Consider the following 16,012-nt stretch of genomic DNA (forward strand, 5'->3'; position numbering starts at 1 on the left):
ATTCTGAGTAGGCATGATGGATGGGGTTTCGGCCAAAGCTGCCGCATCATGGGGGAAAGTGATTCTTTTCCTTGCTGCCGCTTTTTTCGCCCTTGTGGCGGGGCAAGTGGCCGTAAGGGCGGAGGCGCCTGTGCCTGCCGCGCTCGGCACCTCGCCGGCCGTCAACAGCGTGCGTCTCGGCGATCACGGCAAAAGCACCCGTTTCGTCATCGAACTTGCCCAGCCCGTCAAACACAAGACTTTCACGCTCGCGGACCCTTACCGGGTGGTCATCGACCTGCCGGAGGTTGAGTTCAACCTGCCCCAAGGCGCAGGCCAGGAAGGGCGCGGTTTCATCAATGGCTACCGCTACGGGCTTTTCCAGTCCGGGCAGTCGCGCATCGTCATCGACACCAAGGTGCCGGTCGCCATTTCCAAGGATTTCGCTCTCGATCCGCAAAGCGGCTTCGGCTACCGCATCGTGATCGACCTGACGGAGACGACACGCAGCGCCTTCCTGCAGGGACGCGAATGGCCCTCCCAGCCTGCGGTCAAGCCGCCCGTGCAGACGCCGGTCCCGGTGCAGCCTGCCCAGGACACCAAGCGCGTGGTCGTCATCGATCCGGGCCATGGCGGCGTCGATCCGGGCACCCATGGCTCGACCGGGGTCCAGGAGAAAGACGTGGTGCTGGCCTTCGCCAAAGAATTGCATCGCCAGCTCGCCGCAACCGGGCGTTATCACGTGCGCCTGACCCGCGATACGGACCGCTTCATTCCGCTGCGCCAGCGTGTCGCGATTGCCCGCCAGCACAAGGCGGATCTCTTCATTTCCATCCACGCGGATGCGGTAGGCAGGGGGAACGTGCGCGGGATGTCCGTTTACACGCTTTCCGAAACCTCCTCGGACAAGGAAGCGGCGGAACTGGCCCGCAAGGAAAACCTCTCCGACGTGATTGCCGGGGTCGATCTTTACGGCGAGCCGGGGGAAGTGACGGACATTCTGATCGATCTCGCGCAGCGGGAGACGAAGAACTTTTCTGCGAACTTTGCCCGCAAAGTCGTTGATCATGCAGGTAAATCCACCACGCTGCTTCAGCGCACGCACCGCTTTGCCGGCTTCCGCGTGCTCAAGGCGCCGGACGTGCCTTCCGTGCTGGTGGAGCTCGGCTTCCTGACCAACCGCTCCGATGAGAAGAACCTCATGTCGGCGTCCTGGCGCACCAAGGTGGCGGGCAGTCTGGTGCGGGCTGTGGATAGTTATTTCGGCGATCGCTATGCCGAAGGGGTTTATGCGGGTCCGGCTCAGTAGCGCCCGGCTGTCTTAGAGCCGGTCATTTGTCAGCCACATTTCGCCGCTAAAAGCAGGACAATTCGGCGCCTTTGTTAACCATGAGGCATCAAATTGTTCGTAAAATTGCGCCAATCTCTCTCCCGCATGGGCGAGAGCATGGTAAAGCACTATAGTGATCGGCAACGGCGCCGCGCGGCCCGCAAAGAGGGGAACGCGCGGAAGGGGGCTAGGCGTACACGCATGCTAAGAGTTTTCGCGGTTTTGAGTGCCACAGCGCTGGTGCTGCTTGTCGGCGGCGCCCTGGCGGGGGTCTATATGATCTGGCGGTTGTCGAACGACCTGCCCGATTACGATCATCTGGCCCGCTACGAGCCGCCTGTGATGACCCGTGTGCATGCCGGTGACGGGGGCCTGATCGCCGAATATGCCCGCGAGCGCCGTCTTTATGTGCCGATCGAGGCCATTCCGCCCCACGTGATCAACGCGTTCCTGGCCGCCGAGGACAAGAATTTCTATCAGCATGACGGCATCGACGCCCAGGGCGTGATGCGTGCGGTGCTGACCAATATCGGCAATATCATCAATGACCGCCGCCTGCAGGGCGCCTCGACCATCACGCAGCAGGTAGCGAAGAACTTTCTCCTCAGCTCCGATGTCACCGTCGAGCGCAAGCTGAAAGAAGCGCTGCTTGCCCTGCGGATCGAGGAAGCTTTCTCCAAGCAGCAGATCCTCGAGCTTTATCTCAATGAGATTTATCTCGGCCTCGGCTCTTACGGCGTGGCAGCTGCCGCCTTGAACTATTTTGGTAAGTCACTGGACCAACTCACTGTTGCAGAAGCAGCTTATCTGGCTGCGCTGCCCAAAGCGCCGAACAATTATCACCCCTTCCGCCAGCGCGAGCGCGCCATTGCCCGGCGCAACTGGGTGATCGGCCGGATGGAAGAAAACGGTTTCGTGACCTCCTTTGAGGCCTCCGAAGCGCGGGGCGAGGATCTGGTGGTGACGCCGCGGCCCTTCGGCGCGCAGCTTGTCGATGCGAATTTCTTCGTCGAGGAAGTGCGCCGTGAGCTTTACGACCGTTACGGCGAAGAGCGTCTTTATGAAGGCGGGCTTTCCGTGCGCACGACGCTCGATCCCGAGCTGCAGGCCGCGGCCCGCAAGGCGCTGCGCGAGGGGCTTGTCGCCTATGACCGCCGCCATGGCTGGCGCGGCCCGGTGGGCAAGCTGGAGCCGGGTGAAAACTGGCACAAAGCGCTTTCCGAGATCGAACTGGCGGGTGATATCGCCCCCTGGACCCTTGCCGCCGTTGTGGGGCTGAACGAGAAAAGCGTCAAGATCGGCCTGCGCCCGGAAAAACTGATTTCCGGCTCCTTCTCCGAAGACGTCGTGACCGGCACCATTCCGCTCAGCGAAATGAAATGGGCGCGCGAATATAAGAGCGAAAACGCGCTGGGACCTGAAGTAGGCAAGCCTGCCGATGTGCTTTCCGTGGGCGACATCGTCTTTGTCGAGCCGCTGGACGGCGAAGAAGGCAAATATGTGCTGCGCCAGGTCCCGAAGGTAAACGGCGCGGTGGTTGCGCTCGACCCGCATACGGGCCGTATCCTGGCGATGGAAGGCGGCTTCAGTTTCGAGCTTTCCGAGTTCAACCGCGCTGTGCAGGCCAAGCGCCAGCCGGGCTCCTCTTTCAAGCCCTTCGTCTATGCCGCGGCCCTCGATTCCGGCTTTACGCCCTCGAGCCTCATTCTCGATGCGCCTTTCGTGATGGATCAGGGGCCGGGCCTTGCGCTCTGGAAGCCGGAAAACTACGGCAACCGCTTCTATGGTCCCTCTACCTTGCGCCTTGGTATCGAAAAGTCCCGGAACGTCATGACCGTGCGCCTCGCGCAGAATATCGGCATGGACAAGGTGGTGGATTATGCCGAGCGCTTCGGCGTGACGGATAATATGCCGCCGGTGCTTTCCATGGCGCTCGGGGCGGGCGAAACCACGCTTCTCGATATGACCACGGCCTATGCGATGCTGGTCAATGGCGGCAAGCAGATTGAGCCCACATTGGTCGACCGTATTCAGGACCGCTGGGGCCGCACAATTTACCGCCATGAAAAGAAGGTTTGCGAGAAATGCGATGCGCAGGAATGGAAGGGCCAGGAGCCGCCGGAACTGCCCGATCTGCGCGAGCAGGTGATTTCCCCGCAAACCGCCTATCAGGTCGTCTCGATGCTCGAAGGCGTGGTGCAGCGGGGCACGGGCCGCACGGTTGCCTCCGTCGGCGTGCCGCTGGCGGGCAAGACCGGCACCACCAATGACGAGCGCGATGCTTGGTTCGTGGGTTTTTCCCCGAACCTCGCCGTCGGCGTCTTTGTCGGTTTCGATGAGCCCAAGCCCATGGGCAAGGGGGAAACGGGCGGCGGTGTTGCGGCGCCCATCTTCCGGGATTTCATGCAGGCGGCCATCGGCGATGAGCCGGGCGTGCCGTTCCGTATTCCTTCGGGCGTCAATCTCGTGCGTGTCAATGCCAAGACCGGGCAGATTGCCCAGCCGGGCGACGACAACGTGATTCTGGAAGCCTTCCGTGACGGCACCGAGCCCTCCCAGCCTGAAGCTGCGCCTTACAGCGCGATCGGCGGCGAGGGCGTTTACACCGAAGGCCAGCCCGATGTGTCGCTTGGCGCAGGAACGGGCGGGCTCTACTAGAAACGGGGCTCCCGTCTTTACAGGCTGCGGGCTTATGCCTATGGTCCGCCCTCGCCGGGACATCTCCGGCTTCATCCCGAAACGTATCCACCGTTCGGAAAGCTTGAGGAGACACGCATGCGTGCGGAAATCCAAGTGGTCGTCGACGAGATTAAAAGCTCGCTGGCGCTGCTGAGGAGGCATCTTTGACTGGGATCGTGCCCAGCGCCGCCTCGACGAACTGAACGCCAAGGCCGAAGACCCCGATTTCTGGAACAACCCCACCGAAGCTCAGGCGCTGATGCGCGAGCGCACGCGCCTTGAGGAATCCATGAACGCCTATCTGGCGATCGAGCAGGATCTCAACGACAATACCGAGCTCATCGAAATGGGCGAGAGCGAGGGGGACGATCAGGTCGTCAAAGACGCCGAAGCCGCTCTCATGGCGGCGCGCGATCTGGCCGCCAAGCGCGAGGTGGAAACGCTGCTTTCCGGGGAAGCGGACGGCAACGATACTTATCTCGAAGTTCATGCGGGCGCAGGCGGCACAGAAAGCCAGGATTGGGCAAGCATGCTGCTGCGCATGTATACCCGCTGGGCGGAAGCGCGCGGCTTCAAAGTCGAGCTTCTGGAGCGCCATGACGGGGATGAAGCGGGCATCAAATCCGCCACGCTGCTGATCAAGGGCCAGGACGCTTACGGCTGGGCGAAAACGGAATCCGGCGTGCACCGGCTGGTGCGTATTTCGCCTTACGATTCCAGTGCGCGCCGGCACACGAGCTTTGCCAGTGTCTGGGTCTTCCCGGTGATCGACGATTCCATCGATATCGATATCAATGAAAGCGATTGCCGCATCGATACCTACCGGGCGAGCGGCGCGGGCGGTCAGCACGTCAACACGACGGACAGCGCCGTGCGCATCACCCACGTACCCACGGGCATTGTGGTGCAGTGTCAGAACGAACGCTCGCAGCACAAGAACCGGGCCGCCGCCTGGGACATGCTGCGCGCGCGCCTTTATGAGCTCGAGCTGCAAAAGCGCGAAGATGCGGCGAATGCGGAAGCTGCCTCGAAAACCGATATCGGCTGGGGCCACCAGATCCGCTCTTATGTGCTCCATCCCTATCAGATGGTGAAGGATTTGCGCACCGGGGTGGAAACCTCGAACACGCAAGGCATGCTCGACGGCGCGCTGCTCGACGAGTTCATGGCCGCCGCGCTTGCCGCGCGGGTGCACGGCACGAGTTCCGAGGTGGAAGATATCGAGTAGGGCGGCTGTGAGCGTTTGACACCGCCGCCCTCAAGTCTCCCAGCCTGTTACTGCTGCCATATGGACCCCGGGTCAAGCCCGGGGTGACAGCTTGTATGTGTTGAAAGGCAGCGCGCTTGCTTTATGGAACACATGTCACCCCGGGCTTGACCCGGGGTCCATGAAGCTTCCCAGTCCGGGCGGCGATGGCAGATGAAGCTGCAGCTTATTCCGCAGGCACACAGGCATCGTTCGTTCCGCGGGCCTGTGCAAACCGCCATGCCAAGGCGCGGGCCGCGTCTTTTGCGGCGATGATCGACCGTTCATGCCGCTCATCCTTGAACTCCTGATATTCGATGGCGACCGTATGGATGTTTGCGGTGCTGACGCCGAAATAATGCGCGCAGGCGGCAATTGCAGGGTCGAGTGCATTTAAGTGCGCCCGCGGCCCGCCAGGTTCAAAGCCGAACTCGCCGCGCGATGACAGCACGACCAGGTGTTTGTCCTTCAGGATCGGTTCGATCGGGAAATCGCCGCGCGCCAGATCGAACGAGAAGGTCCGGCCGATCCGCGCGATGTGATCGATCCAGCCTTTCAAGGCGGCAGGCATCCCGTAATTATACATCGGCGCTCCCATGACGATGATATCCGCAGCCGCGACCTCATCGATCAGCGCATCGGAGAGGGCCAGCCGCTCGGCCATCCAGTCCTCGCGCGCTTCAGGCGGGGTAAAGGCTGCGTGGATAAAGCGGTGATCGATGGCCGGCACCGGGTCTTGCCCGATATCGCGGGTAATCACCTTTGCGTCCGGATTGGCGTGCAACAATTCATTTGTGAAAAGCGCTGTCAGCATGCGCGTCAGGGAACGGTCTTGCTGCTGGGCGCTGGCGTCGATGCGAAGCAGGGTTGTCATGGTTTCCTCCTGTGTGGGGTGATCTCTCCCCGTCACGCCAGGAGCTAGCAGCCATCGAAATTTTTGGCCAAAGCGAATATTTCAGGCCTATAGTGAATGAGATTCATCATGCGAGGCTGCCATGCGCAAACTTCCCCCTCTGCATGCCTTGCGCGCCTTTGAGGCTGCGGCGCGGCATCTGCATTTTGCCCGTGCGGCAGACGAGCTCGGCCTGACGCCGACTGCGATCAGCCATCAGGTGCGGCAGCTGGAAGCGATCCTCGGGGTGGAGTTGTTTTGCCGTTTTCCGCGCCCCGTGCGGCTTTCTCCGGCAGGAGAAAAGCTGTTCCCGGTTCTGCGCACGGCGCTCGACCAGATTGCAGGCACAATCGACCAGTTGAGCGTTACCGCGCCCGGGGCACCGCTGCGCCTGTCGGTCACAATGGCCTTTGCCAGCCGCTGGCTGATGCCGCGCCTGCCGCGGCTGCGCGAAGAAACGGGGCTCAACATTACGGTCGAGGCTGCCGACCTGCCAGCCGATCTGCATGCGTCGGATATCGACATGGCAATCCGCTATGCCGCCGAGCCCGATGGCCGGGCGGATTGGCACCGGCTCTTTGCCGACGCGATCATACCGGTTTGCGTGCCGGGTCTGATCAAGACGGCGCCGCCGCTCGCGCCGGATGAGGTTCTGTCGCTGCCCTTGCTGGAATACCGCTGGAAAACCGCCTCAAGCAACGCGCCGAGTTGGGGCCGCTGGCACGCCCATGCCGGCGCCGCAGCACCGCTGCCTGCCGCGGCGCAGAGCTTTTCCGAAGAAATCCACGCGATCGATGCGGCGGTGTCCGGTCAGGGTGCCGCGCTCGCCTCGCAGCATCTTGTGGCGGATTTGCTGAAGGCGGGTGAGCTTGTGCAACTGTCCGATATTGCCTTGCCGGGCCTGACCTATTGGGCGGTGTTCCTGCCCACTCATCCTCATAAGGATCGTCTGGAGCATCTGTTGGGTTGGCTCCGCGCTTAAATCCCCGGTTCATTGGTGCTGCCATGTGGCCCCCGGGACAAGCCCGGGGTGACATGTGTTCGATAAAGCAAGCGTACTGCCTTTCAACGCATATAGGCTGTCACCCCGGGCTTGTCCCGGGGGCCATGCAGCCTCGCGATCAGGGCAGCGATGCAGGATGAAGAAAAGCAGCCAATAAAAAAGGGGCCCTCGAGGCCCCTTTATTTTCGTTGCTGGCAGCCTGCCGCTTATTGAGCGGCCGGGCGCTTCACCACCACATTGCCGTCTTTCACGACAACCGGGCTATCGCCGACTTTGCCCGAACCGTTGGCGGCCGATTTCTGCGCGGCAGCCGGTGCGGGCTGCGGGGCAGGGGCCGGCTGCGGGCGGGCCGCGCTCTGACTGCTGACCGGCGTGGTCTGCGCCAGCGGGTCGTCGGAATGGCGGCAATTGCCTTCGAAGAAGGCGCCCGTTTCCACGGCCAGCGCTTCGTGCAGAATGTCGCCTTCCACATGGCAGGTGGAGCAAAGCTGCACGCGGCGGCCACGGATGGAACCGACGATGCGGCCGCGCACGACCAGGTCGTCCGCCATGACTTCGCCGTGGATGGTGGCTTTTTCGCCAACGGTCAGCGAACCCGAGCGCACATCGCCATGCACGATGCCATCAATCTGAATATCGCCGGAAGCAATCAGATTGCCCTGAACTTCCAGATCGGCCGAGATGATCGACGGCGCGGTGCGCGCGACGCTCCGCTTCGCCGGAACCGGCGCGCTTGCGGATTGCTTCTCGTTACCCTTGCTGCGTGAAAACATATCGCCCTGCCTCAATAAATTTGGAGGGGTCGCGGACTTTACCGTCGAACCAGACCTCATAGTGAACATGCGGACCCGTCGAGCGGCCCGTCGAGCCGACACGTCCAACCTTGTGCCGGAAGCCGACTTTCTGACCAACCTTCACATGGATGGACCGAAGATGAGCGTAACGCGTCTTCAGCCCATTTCCATGATCAATTTCGATCAGCCGGCCATATGCGCCATGGTGAGACGCGTATGTGACGATACCGGGGGCGGTGGAATAGACGGATGTCCCGCTGGGAGCCCCCATATCGACGCCAGAGTGATAGGCCAGTTTCCGCGTGAACGGGTCCACGCGGCGGCCAAAGTCACTGGTAATTCTGTTGTGGTAGAGGGGGGAGCCGAGCGGCATTTTAGCAAGCGCTTCGTTGAGGCCGGAAAGACGGTCGAGATTGCGCGAAATCCGGTAGACCTGGCGGCCGAACCCGGCTTCCTCCGCGCCGCCCGCAAGCTCGTCCCCTTCGGTCAGGGTCAAAAGCGGGCCGCCGGAAGCGGTGCCTTCATCGGCGTCGATGCGCGAGAGAATGTCTTCCGCATCCACCACTTCCGTCATGGAAATCACGGATTCGATTTCGCGGATCTGCCGGTCCGTCGTCTCTTCCATGGAATTGACGAAAGCCTGCTGGGCCCGGTCGAGGCCCTCAAGCCGCTCCTCGATGCCCATATCGGCAGCCGACGGCGCCGGGGTGGAGGAGAAAGCGAAAAGCGAGGCGAGGCCGAACGCATTATCCGTATCGCGGTGGCGCGTTTCGGACTGGTCGAGGCTGGCGTGATCGACACGGGAAAGGCGCGGGGCACCGGCGAGGTCCGTTGCCGCCATCAGCACCTTGTTGGTGCGGCCCTTCTCCGAGCCTTCCGCATTGGTCTGCGCGAAACGCACGCGCATGGACTGCATCTGTTTGCTCGCCGCTTCGCGCTGCGCCAGGATTTCGGAAATCTGATTGTGCTTGTTTTCAAGCTCTTTGGTCGTTGCCAGGAAACGTTCCTGTGCGAGAACCAGCTGTCCGTTCAGATCGTCATAGGCCGACTGCATCTGCGCCACACGCTCTTCATAAGCGGCCTGCATGCGCACATATTTGCGGTCCTTCGACGCGATGATCTGCTCTTTGAAGACCACGTTCACGGATGTGAAGGCGACCCAAGAGAAAAAGCAAAGCGCGACGGCGCTCAGCCCGAGCTGGGTGAGCGGCGAAAGCGAAATGAACTGCACTTGACCGTGGCTGCGCAGGTAGATCTGTCGCTCGGTATAGAACCGGGACCAGAAATTGCTAAGCCGATCAAGCCAATGGCCAGAGCTGTGGAGCATACCCCTCAGAAACCCCCGTTAACCCCCTGTTAAGGGGTCTGATTTCATCTCAATCCGTCGCCAATTTCAACAGGAACGAGTTAACATATCGTGTTAACCCTAACAAACTGACGACAGTTTCCGTTTTTCGCGCGCGCGGGCCCGGTTTTGCGCCATTTTACCCGCCAATTTTTACCGCCCGGTGACGGCCTAATCGCCGGCAAGCGGCTCGTAAAAAGCCGCATCGAGCCCAGCCTGGTGTCGCGCATCCGTATTAAAGGGCGGTTTAAGCGCGCCCCTGAAATAAGTGCGCACCATATCGTGAAAAAGCGCCGCAGGCTCCGCGCCTTTTGTCGCTGCCTGATGGGCGAACCAGAAGGTGCCCGCCCGCACATGGCCCTTTTCTTCCTCATAGATCATTTCAAGGACGGCAGCGCTTTCATGGTCGCCCGCGCCCCGCAGCCGCTCCACGGTCTTGGGCGTGACGTCGAGACCGCGCGCTTCCAGCACCATGGGGACGACTGCAAGGCGGGCGGTGAGGTTATGGGCGGTCTTTTCCGATGCTTCCCAGAGCCCGTCATGGGCGGGCAAGTCGCCATAGGTGCCGCCCATGGCCGCCAGCCGGCCCTGGAGGGCAAGGAAATGCTTTGCCTCCTCACCGCCGACCTTCAGCCAGTCATCGGTAAAGGCGCGGGGCATCTCCTGGCCGAAACGGCCCACGATATCGAAGGCAAGGTCGATGGCATTCAGCTCGATATGAGCAAGAGCATGAAGAAGGGCAAAGCGTCCCCGCTCGCCCTTGAAGGTGCGCCGGGGCATGGCGGCAGGAGAAAGCAGCTCCGGGCGCGCCGGCCGGGCCGGGCGGGAAGGCATATCGCCGGGACTGTATTCAGCCGCAAGGCGGCCCTCTGTCCAGGCTTTGGCGGTGGCAGCGGCGGCCCGCGCTTTTTCGTCCGCATCGCCGGTTTGAAGGACGAGCAGCACGGCTTCATGGAGGCTTTCGGGCAAAGCCTCTTTCGTGCCCCCGATCATGCCCCGGCCTTATCCAGCGCCTTCGCCGCTTCCAGCACTTCCTCGGCGTGGCCTTTCACCTTCACCTTGGGCCAGACGCGGGCGATCTTGCCTTTGGCATCGATCAGATAGGTGGCGCGCACGATCCCCATGAACTCGCGTCCATAGAGCTTTTTCAGGGCCCAGACGCCGTATTTTTCCAGCATCCCGCCGTCTTCGTCGGAGGCGAGGATGACTTTCAGATCGTGTTTCTCGCGGAACTTGCCGTGCCGCTCGACACTGTCTTTCGAGACACCGATCACGGCGGTATTGGCCTTTTTGAATTTCGGCATCAGCGCGGAAAAGTCGATGGCCTCGGTGGTGCAGCCCGGCGTCATATCCTTCGGATAGAAATAGAGCACGACATTCTGGCCCTTGAGGTCCGAAAGGCGGATTTTCTCCCCCTCATCCGTCGGCAGGGTGAAGGCGGGGGCCTTATCCCCTTCGCTCAGCATGTCGCTCATGAAACCTCCTGAAGCAATGTTGGAAAACGGACCGGGCGGGGCCGGTTTGGCTTGCGCCCGCGCGCCTTTTGGAAGATGAAGATATTTCAGAAATATCAACACCTTGACGCCACATTTTCACGGCAAATGTTGCCGGGCAATGTTTAGCGGGGGAAAGGGCATCCGGCAACCGGGCAGCGTGCCGCGCAAGAGCGCCGCCTGTCACGGTGAAACCCGGAAACGATGTCCCCCGGAACCGGTGCCGAACGAGATGCAGAGAAGGCCAGCCCAGACGTGATCCGCCGTACCACGAAATATACGCTCGAAGCGCTCGGCGTCATTCTGGCTGCCGGGATGCTGCTCATCGGGGTGACGGTCTGGCAGCTTTCCACCGGCCCGATTTCCCTGAACTTCCTGACCGAGACGCTGGAGACGCTGGCCAATGAGCGCCTGGAGACGGGACGGCTCGATATCGGCGAGACCATTCTCGACTGGTCGGACGACCGCACCGAACTTCTGATTTATTTCCGCAATGTGGTGGTGAAGGACGGCAGCGGCGAGGAGCTTGTCGCCGTGCCGCGCGCCTTTGTCGATTTGCGCCTGCGTTCTTTATTGCTGGGGGAATTTGCGCCGCAAAAGATCGGGCTTTTCGGTGTCTCGGCAAAAGTCGTGCGCCGGCCCGATACGGGGGTGGAGATCGCGCTTGTCTCGCAAACAGAAGAGGGGGATGAGCGCACGGGTCCCGAGCTTGGCCCGCTGCTGGCGGGGCTCGCCGATGAAGCCGCCCCCGGCTCACCCTTCCGCTATCTCCAGCGCATGGTGATCCGCCGCGCGGAAGTGACCTTCGTCGATCAGGTGAACAACGTGACCTGGCAGGCGCCGTCCGCGACCTTTGCGGCGCTGCGCGATGATGAGGGCGTATCGGCCAATTTCGATTCCGACATCCTGATCGGCGATCTGCGCGCGCATATGACGCTAACGGGTCTGGTGAAACCCAAAGCCGAGCATGCCAATCTCGACCTTGCGATTTCCGGCTTCAACCCGGCTGTGCTTGGCCGGTCCTCACCGATGTTTTCGGACTTTGCGCCCTTCGATCTCGTTTTTGAGGGAACGGGGCTCGTCGATATTTCTCTGAAAGACGGCGCGCTGCTTTCCGCGCGGGTGGAGCTGACTTCCGAGCCTGGCGAAATGAACGTGCCCGAGCTGTCGCCCGAGCCCATCGCCATCGAGCAGGCCCGGCTCGATGTGGCGCTCGATCCCATTGCCGAAACGCTGATCATTCACGAGCTCGATTATAAAGCGGGCGCGAACCGCGCGCAGGTTACAGGGCGCGCGGACTTCAAACGCGACGGGCCCTTTTCCGTCACCACCGCCAAGGTCGATCTGACGGCACGCAATCTGTCCGCCGCGGTGCCTGAGGTGATCGACGGCGAACTCAATCTTGCCTCGGTGCATGTGGCGGGCGATCTCTTCTTCACCGAGCGCCGGGCGAAATTCTCCGATCTTACTTTGCGTACGGAAACGGGTTTCGTTTCTTTCGAAGGGGAAGTGAAGGACGCGCCCGAGACGCCGGACTCGCCCGCCGTCCATGCCACGGCGAAAGTCGAGAATATTACGGTCGCGGACCTGCGCCATCTCTGGCCCATCGGCCTTGCGAAAGGCGCGCGCAAATGGTTCTTCGAAAATGTCGAGGGCGGCACGGTGACAAGCGGTGATTTCACCGCCGCGCTCGAGCCCGGTATGATCGCCATTGCCGATAATCACGGCGAGCTGCCGCTGGATGCCCTCGATTTCCGTTTCACGCTTCAGGACATTTCCATGTCCTATCTCGGGCCCATGCCGCGCCTGGCGGTGCCCGAGGCAAAGGGACACCTGACGGGCGACACGTTCGAGGCGCTTGTCCCGCAAGGCACGATCGAGGTGGCGGGCGAGACGCTCAATGTAACCGAAGGCCGCTTCTATGCCCCCGCGCTCCACATCAAAGGCGGGCCGGGCGAGATTTATTTCGCCGTCGATGGCACGTTGAAAGGCCTGTTGAATTATTTCGATCATGAGCCCTTGGGTTTCATCTCGGGCTTCGGTCTCGATCCCGATAGCGCGGGCGGCACGGGCAGCCTCAAGGGCGAAATCAAACTGCCGCTGCGCGACGGCATCATGCTGGAAGAAGTGAAATACAAGGGAACCGCCAAGGCGCAGAACGCGAGCCTGCCGGCCATCATCGAAAATATCTCCATCAGCGAGGGTATGCTCGATATCGCGGTGAACCCGGAAGCGCTCACCATCGAAGGGCCGGTGAAACTCAACGGGGCGCAGGTGCGCGCCGCCTGGCGCGAGCGGATTTCCAAAAGCGCGCCGGGGCCTGCCACGCGCATCCGCCTGCAAGGGGCGCTGGAAGGGGCGGACCGGCGCTCGCTCGGCATCTCGCTCGATGATTATGTGATCGGTCCGGCAAGCGTCGATGCGGTTTTCACCGGTGACGGGCAGGATATTCAGGGCGGGCCAGTCAAACTCGATCTGACGGACACCATCATCAAGATCGGCTCCATCGGCTGGTGGAAACCGGCGGGCAGCCCGGCAAACGGCTCCTTCGATCTGGCCTTTAAAAAAGGCGGCGGCTTTGCGTTGAATGACATCGCCCTGGGCGGCGCCGAACTTGAGGCGGCGGGCAAGGTCGATATTACCGCGGAAGGAAAAGTCGCCAGTGCGGAGATTTCCGCCTTTCGGCTTGGCGAACGCACACGCGGCACGCTCAGCGCCAAGCGCGATGCGGCAAGCGGCAAGACCACCATGATGATCCGGGGGCCGAGCCTCGATGCGCGCGGCATTCTGGATGAGCTCTTCGGCGGCGGCGTCAAAGGCATGCCGGAAAGTGACTATGAGCCGGAAGAGGAGGAGCCTGCCGAGCCGCTCGAAATCGATGCGGCCTTCCAGAAAGCTCATGCCTATCACGGCGAAGAGGTGGAAAATGCCGTCTTCTTCTTGCGCCAGGAAAAAGAGCGCGTCGAAGAATTGCAGCTCACCGCGACCTGGAAGGACGGGCCGCCCATTCTCGCCATGATCGCGCGCGATGAGGCGGGGGTGCGCCGCCTGACCGCCAGCACGGATGACGCGGGCCGCGCTTTCAAGGCCATCGATTTTTACGAGTCCATCGAAGGGGGCACGGTTGCCGTCAACGGGCATTTCGAAAACGAGGAAACCAACCCCGTTCTCAAAGGCACGCTCACCGGCGCTAATCTGCGCGTCATCGATGCGCCGCTTCTTGCGAAACTTTTGACCGTGGGCTCCTTCACCGGCATTGCCGACACGATGGGCGGGGAAGGCATCCGCTTCGAGCAGATGAAAGTGCCGTTCCGTTCCACCGAGACACGGCTTTATATCGACGAGGCGAACATGGTCGGGCCTGCCATCGGGCTTACCTTGCGCGGGGAAATCGATCAGCGTTCGGATGTTATGGAACTCGCGGGCACCATCGTTCCCGCTTACACGATCAATTCTATTCTCGGCAATGTGCCGATCCTCGGCGACCTCTTTGTCGGGCGCGAAGGCGAGGGGATTTTCGCCGCGACCTATGCGATCAAGGGCAAGGCGGAAGACCCGCAAATCATCGTCAATCCGCTGGCCGCGCTCGCGCCGGGCTTCCTGCGCCGGGTCTTTGAATTCGGCTCCACCCTACCGGAAGAGACGGATGCTGAGGCCCCTGAGGCGGCGCCTGAAAAAGCCCCTGAAAAGGCGGGTGAACCGGCTGAGGCACCGCTGGAAGAAATGCCCGATCCCGATGAGGGCAGAGCCCCCGCACCCTAGAACCGGCGCGTCTTTCCACAGCCAAAGCTGGTCAGGGGCGCTAATGGGTGGCATCATCCCTCCATAAATATACGTATTTCGAATGTCTGGAGGAGGAACAGCTCATGTCGAAATCGGTAGGAGCGGAATCGGTTGGAAAAAATCAGATCACGATCGATCCCGCCTATGATGCGGTGGCGCCGGACGATTTCCCGGCGATGATGGAGGTGGACCGCTACGGCAAAAGGTCCACGGCTTTCGACAAGATCATTTCAGCGACCCATGATCATTTCTGGGACCCGCTCGACACGAAATATATCGACTTCTCCGAGCCTTGGGATTTGGAAAAGGAAATGCTCATTCCGGAGGATATGAATCTGGAATTGCGCACCGCCGTTTCCGACAAGCTGGACGAGGGACAGAAGATTTACCTCGTGAACGAATCCGTGCGCTGGACCATGTCGTCCATCCTGCACGGGGAGCAGGGCGCGCTCAATCTTTCCGCGAGCCTCTGCCACATCATGAAGGACCCGGGCGCGCAGGAATATGCGGCGAACCAGACGCGCGAGGAAGCGCGCCATGTGACGGGCTTCTCCCGTTACATTCAGGCCCGCTGGGGCAAGCCCGCGCCCTGCGGTGCGGTGCTCGAGGAATTGCTGGTCGAGCTGGTGGGCACGCCCGTCGTCTGGAAGAAACTCGTCGGCATGCAGATGGTGCTCGAAGGGCTCGCCATGGGCACTTTTGCCGCTTTCTATGCGCGCACCCATGACCCGCTCTTGAAGCGCCTCATGCAGCTTGTGATGACGGACGAAGCCTTCCACCACAAGTTCGGCAAGATCTGGGCGGACCGCACGGTGCCGAACCTGCCGCCGGAGGAGCGTGACATGATCGAGGATTGGGCGCTGGAGGTCTTCCTGCGGCTCCTCAACAATTCTTCCGGCCCCGAGCAGAAGAAACACCTTTATGAAAAAGTCGGCCTCGACTGGCGCTGGGTGCAGGGCGCATTGATGGAAGCGATGACGGATACCCGTATGCGCAAGGAAATGCGCAGCGGCACCAGCATTTTCCGTACACTGATCAAGACGCTCTTGAAGGCCGGCATCATCACCGAGCGCACCGCGCCCAAATATGCCGCCTATGTGGACATTGAAGAGCTTTATGCCGAAGGCGACCGCATGGTGGGCGATGCCATTGCCGAGGAAGGCATCAAATATCTGAAGGAGATCAACGGCGCGGGCGGCGACGGCAGCCTCTTTGCGTTGGGCGGGACGTCTGCCGCCGAGTGATTTTCTTTGGGCGGAACGCGAAAAGCCCGGGACATGCTCCCGGGTTTTTTGTTTTGTGGCTGGCGCCCATGGACCCCGGGACAAGCCCGGGGTGACACTTAGTGGATGTGGCGGGGCTGCGCTCTTTACGCAGGCTGTCACCCCGGCCCCCGTGCCGGGGTCCACGCAGCTTATCCGCTGGCCGCAGTCTCAGTGCGAACACTCGAGAAGACGCGGAAACTAAA

11 protein-coding genes are annotated in these 16,012 nt (G+C 61.5%); 6 read left to right on the plus strand and 5 right to left on the minus strand.

Going from position 1 to position 16,012, the window contains the following annotated elements:
• The first annotated feature begins 13 nt into the window (after window positions 1-13).
• The 3 genes from ACOQOT_RS06420 (at window position 14) to prfB (ending at window position 5,216) form a co-directional block, all read left to right on the plus strand.
• Window positions 14-1,288 carry an N-acetylmuramoyl-L-alanine amidase gene (locus ACOQOT_RS06420; protein ID WP_420561515.1) on the plus strand — a complete coding sequence of 425 codons (1,275 nt, stop codon included), beginning with the start codon at window positions 14-16 and terminating at the stop codon, window positions 1,286-1,288.
• 222 nt (window positions 1,289-1,510) lie between these two features.
• Entirely contained in the window at window positions 1,511-3,967 is a 2,457-nt protein-coding gene (locus ACOQOT_RS06425) for a penicillin-binding protein 1A (protein ID WP_420561516.1), read from the plus strand.
• 117 nt (window positions 3,968-4,084) lie between these two features.
• Window positions 4,085-5,216, plus strand: a protein-coding gene (gene prfB, locus ACOQOT_RS06430) for a peptide chain release factor 2 (RefSeq protein ID WP_420561517.1) whose coding sequence is annotated in 2 segments (ribosomal slippage) — window positions 4,085-4,153 and window positions 4,155-5,216 — 1,131 coding nt in all. Because the reading frame shifts where the segments join, the coding sequence is not laid out codon by codon here.
• A 205-nt stretch (window positions 5,217-5,421) separates the two neighbouring features.
• Here prfB and ACOQOT_RS06435 read toward each other — a convergent pair.
• Window positions 5,422-6,108, minus strand: a complete 687-nt coding sequence (locus tag ACOQOT_RS06435; RefSeq protein ID WP_420561518.1) for an FMN-dependent NADH-azoreductase — start codon at window positions 6,106-6,108, stop codon at window positions 5,422-5,424.
• Between the two features lie 121 nt (window positions 6,109-6,229).
• On the opposite strand from ACOQOT_RS06435, the gene ACOQOT_RS06440 reads away from it, so the two are divergent.
• Window positions 6,230-7,108, plus strand: coding sequence for a LysR family transcriptional regulator (locus ACOQOT_RS06440; protein ID WP_420561519.1), 879 nt, complete (start codon window positions 6,230-6,232; stop codon window positions 7,106-7,108).
• Between the two features lie 227 nt (window positions 7,109-7,335).
• On the opposite strand, the gene ACOQOT_RS06445 is transcribed toward ACOQOT_RS06440, so the two are convergent.
• The 4 genes from ACOQOT_RS06445 to bcp form a co-directional block, all read right to left on the minus strand.
• Window positions 7,336-7,902, minus strand: a complete 567-nt coding sequence (locus tag ACOQOT_RS06445) for a bactofilin family protein (RefSeq protein WP_420561520.1) — start codon at window positions 7,900-7,902, stop codon at window positions 7,336-7,338.
• Window positions 7,880-9,250, minus strand: coding sequence for a peptidoglycan DD-metalloendopeptidase family protein (locus ACOQOT_RS06450; protein WP_420561521.1), 1,371 nt, complete (start codon window positions 9,248-9,250; stop codon window positions 7,880-7,882). The genes ACOQOT_RS06445 and ACOQOT_RS06450 overlap by 23 nt, the downstream gene beginning before the upstream one ends.
• A gap of 189 nt (window positions 9,251-9,439) precedes the next feature.
• On the minus strand, window positions 9,440-10,261 hold the full coding sequence (locus ACOQOT_RS06455; RefSeq protein WP_420561522.1) for a ferritin-like domain-containing protein: 822 nt from the start codon (window positions 10,259-10,261) through the stop codon (window positions 9,440-9,442).
• The gene (gene bcp / locus ACOQOT_RS06460) at window positions 10,258-10,743 is read right to left on the minus strand and encodes a thioredoxin-dependent thiol peroxidase (RefSeq protein ID WP_420561523.1); all 486 of its coding nucleotides are present in this window, start codon (window positions 10,741-10,743) and stop codon (window positions 10,258-10,260) included. Before bcp ends, ACOQOT_RS06455 begins: the two co-directional genes overlap by 4 nt.
• Before the next feature lie 273 nt (window positions 10,744-11,016).
• Between bcp and ACOQOT_RS06465 the strand changes: the two genes are divergently transcribed.
• Both ACOQOT_RS06465 and ACOQOT_RS06470 read left to right on the plus strand, forming a co-directional pair.
• On the plus strand, window positions 11,017-14,523 hold the full coding sequence (locus tag ACOQOT_RS06465; protein ID WP_420561524.1) for an AsmA-like C-terminal domain-containing protein: 3,507 nt from the start codon (window positions 11,017-11,019) through the stop codon (window positions 14,521-14,523).
• 104 nt (window positions 14,524-14,627) lie between these two features.
• Window positions 14,628-15,788: a ferritin-like domain-containing protein gene (locus ACOQOT_RS06470; RefSeq protein ID WP_420561525.1), complete on the plus strand. Its 1,161-nt coding sequence runs from the start codon at window positions 14,628-14,630 to the stop codon at window positions 15,786-15,788.
• The last annotated feature ends 224 nt before the right edge of the window (window positions 15,789-16,012 follow it).

The sequence above is a fragment of the Tepidicaulis sp. genome, assembly GCF_965222285.1.
Classification (GTDB): domain Bacteria; phylum Pseudomonadota; class Alphaproteobacteria; order Parvibaculales; family Parvibaculaceae; genus Tepidicaulis.